Here is a 2,880-nt window from a genome sequence, read left to right on the forward strand (position 1 = left end):
GGGGCGGTCTGCTTGCCCTTGCCCCGCCTGGTGGAGGTCGTCTTCTTCTTCGCCGAAGACGAGCCCTTCTTCTTCTTCTTGGACTGTCCCGCCAGGTCCAGGCCTTCGAAGGACTGGGCCATGGTGGGAGCCGTCCACGCGAGCGTGAGCCCGAGGACGGCGAGACGGAGGAACCGGTGGGTGCGCATCATGAGTCTTAGGAACCGGAGGGGAAGAAGAAGGACAGGCCCAGCTCGAAGAGGATCTGGTTGCGGAGATACGTGGGCGTGGGCTCCCGGCCCTTCTCCACGTAGATGAGGTCGCGCAGCTCCGTGCGCAGCGTCATCCAGCGGTTGAAGAAGAAGCGCAGGCCGACGCCCACGTTGCCGCCGCCCGTGAGGTAGGACTTGCCGCCCGCGATGGGCTGGCCGTCCACGAGCGTCGTCTCCGGGCCGCGGTACTGCACCACGGACGCGCCGAGGATGCCGTACATGTCGAAGTGGACGAACTTCTCCGCCAGCAGCGACAGCTTGCCGTAGATGGGCGCCCACTGGACGTCCGCGCCGCCCAGCAGCGTGAGCTGCCCGGGAGCCTGGCCGTCCAACTCACCCTTGGTGGGCGCGCGGCAGCCGCGGGTGTCCGTGGCGGAGCCCTCGAAGGTGCAGATCTGCGCGGAGCCGGCGATGGCGTTCACCGCGTAGCCCGCGCGCAGGCCCACGCCCAGCGTCTCCGTGGGGTAGTACGTGAGCGAGGCCCCGAAGAGGTACTTCTTGTAGAACGCGTCGCGGATGGAGACGGACGCGGACGGGCTGATTTCAAAGCGGCCCTTCTTGAGGAACATGTGGCCGGACACCGGCCGGATGCGCTCGCGAAGGGGGCCCAGGGCGTCCTTGTCCACCTCGGACACGTCACCGGCCTCCTCCTCCTGGGAGGTGGCCGGCCCCTGCGGCGCGGGGGCCGCGGGCTTCGGGGCGGGAGCCGGGACAGGCGCCGGAGCCGCCGCGGAGGCGGGAGGCGGAGCCGCCGCGGGGGCCTGATCAGCGGCGCCCGCGAGCATGGGGACACCCGCGCACAGGGTCAGGAGCAAACGGAAGGCAGGCTTCATTCGGACTCCCTCCCCGTCGACTTGAGGGGCAGGAAGATGGAGATGCCCGCGTTGAGGGTCATGACGTTCTGGATGGCGCCCTTGCTGCTGCCCAGGGGCTGATCCACATAGGAGGTATTGATAAGGGCCACGTTGACGGCCAGGTAGTCCTTGGTGACGAACCGCATGCCCAGGCCCAGGTCGGCGGCCGGGTTGAGGCCGCGGTCGGGCAGCGCGGAGGTCTCCGTCTTCACCACGCCCAGCCCGCCCAGCAGGTAGCCGTCGAAGTGGAGGATGGAGTTGAGGAAGGACACCTTGCCGTACAGCGGTGCCCACTCCACGTCGCCCATGGCGGACCACTGCGGCACGGAGTTGTAGATCTTGCTGTTGAAGGTGCGCTTCGCGGTGCGCACGTCATCCGACGGCACCACCTGCATGAGCGATCCGCGGGCGGAGAGGGCCAGCGTGTCCGCCAGGTACCAGCCGACGCGCAGCGAGCCGCCCACCTTCGAATAGAAGGGGTCGTTCACGGAGATGCTCACGAGCGGCGTGACTTCGAAGCGGTGCTTCTTCAGGTACACCTTGCGCTGGACGCTCTTCACCCGGTCGTCCTGGGTGATGTCCGTCAGCGGCATCAGCGCTTCGGGGGGGATGTCCTTCGCCTTGTCGGCGGTGGGCGGAGCCGCGGGACGTGCTTCTTCATCCGGCGGCGGCGCGGGGTTCTCTTCGGGAGGTTTGGCCTGGGCGTCCTCGGTCAGATCGAGGCCCATGCCTTCCTGACTCTGGGCGGGGGCCAGCGCGGGCCACATCAGGCTCAGCGCAAGCAGCAGCGTGGGGCGGTTCAAGTCCGGGCGCTCCGTGGGGGGGAGGGGGCGTACTGCCACCGGAAGGCAGCATGACATCAGCCACGCCATCCTATCGGTCGTATTCCCAACCATCAACCGCCACGACGTGCCTGCCTCCTCTGTAATCCTCCCGTATCCCTTCACAATTCCAGCCGTTCCGCGTCCGTACGTCGCTGGTTGGCGTGAAGGAGGGGTGTGCTACCGTTTCAGCCCACCTGGAGTCGCGGCCCCCCCACGCCCCAGGTCCCTTCCTTCCTAGAGGTTTCAAAGATGTTCGTGCGATCCGCGCTCTTCATGTCCGCCGTCCTCCTGCTGGGAGGCTGTGAGGTCACCACCGAACTGGGCAAGCCGTGCGGCCTGGTGCGCAAGGCGACGGACTCGGAGGCGCAAACCTTTGGCCGCGACTTCATGCCCATCTACGAGAAGGACATCGCCGCCGACCAGGACTTCATCTCCTTCGGATCGCTGGACTGCGAGGACCTCGTCTGCGTGCGCGACGACGCCTCCGCGCGCGACCCCGACCCCAACGCTCCGGCCCTGGGCTACTGCAGCAAGGAGTGCGTGGAAGGCACCACCTCCGGGTGCGAGGTGACGAACGACGAGGCGGTGGAGGGCATCAAGGAGCGGATGACGTGCCGTCCCCTGCTGCTGGATCAGGCGACGCTCGAAGCCATCAAGATCGCGGACGAGGCCTTCTACCGGCGCACCTTCGGCGAAAACAACTCGCCCTACTTCTGCGCCGGCGCCACCCCGCAGGCCCAGGGCAACTGAACAGTCGCCTCGCGCGAAAGGGTTAGACCTTTTCGCGCGCGTCGTTCGTAAAGGCAGGGCCCGCGTTTCCACACGCCCTGGAGTCCTGCCATGAATCGTACGGTCCTCTTCCTCGCCCTGGCTGGCGGCCTCGCCCTCACCGCCCTGGTGCTGGGGCTGCCCCGGGGGGACGGCACCCCGTCCCCCCACGTCGTGGTGACG

General features: G+C 67.7%; 4 protein-coding genes. 1 reads left to right on the forward strand and 3 read right to left on the reverse strand.

From position 1 onward, the window contains the following. The 3 genes from D7V97_RS41860 to D7V97_RS41870 form a co-directional block, all read right to left on the reverse strand. Positions 1–188: hypothetical protein (locus tag D7V97_RS41860; protein WP_147445223.1), on the reverse strand; the 188-nt coding region annotated here is incomplete at its 3' end. 8 nt (positions 189–196) lie between these two features. Further along, the gene (locus D7V97_RS41865; protein WP_120616110.1) at positions 197–1,084 is read right to left on the reverse strand and encodes an outer membrane beta-barrel domain-containing protein; all 888 of its coding nucleotides are present in this window, start codon (positions 1,082–1,084) and stop codon (positions 197–199) included. Beyond that, positions 1,081–1,908, reverse strand: coding sequence for an outer membrane beta-barrel domain-containing protein (locus D7V97_RS41870; RefSeq protein WP_120616111.1), 828 nt, complete (start codon positions 1,906–1,908; stop codon positions 1,081–1,083). Before D7V97_RS41870 ends, D7V97_RS41865 begins: the two co-directional genes overlap by 4 nt. A gap of 270 nt (positions 1,909–2,178) precedes the next feature. Here D7V97_RS41870 and cglC point away from each other — a divergent pair, with 270 nt between their 5' ends. Further along, positions 2,179–2,679 (forward strand): adventurous gliding motility lipoprotein CglC, encoded by a 501-nt coding sequence (cglC, locus tag D7V97_RS41875; protein ID WP_120616112.1) that lies wholly within the window; start codon positions 2,179–2,181, stop codon positions 2,677–2,679. The last annotated feature ends 201 nt before the right edge of the window (positions 2,680–2,880 follow it).

The organism is Corallococcus sp. CA053C, assembly GCF_003611675.1.
Lineage (GTDB): Bacteria > Myxococcota > Myxococcia > Myxococcales > Myxococcaceae > Corallococcus.

Coding starts and splice junctions, on each gene's coding strand:
- D7V97_RS41865 (WP_120616110.1), bottom strand. CDS start 1,084: ATGAAGCCTGCCTTCCGTTTGCTCCTGACCCTGTGCGCGGGTGTCCCC.
- cglC (WP_120616112.1), top strand. CDS start 2,179: ATGTTCGTGCGATCCGCGCTCTTCATGTCCGCCGTCCTCCTGCTGGGA.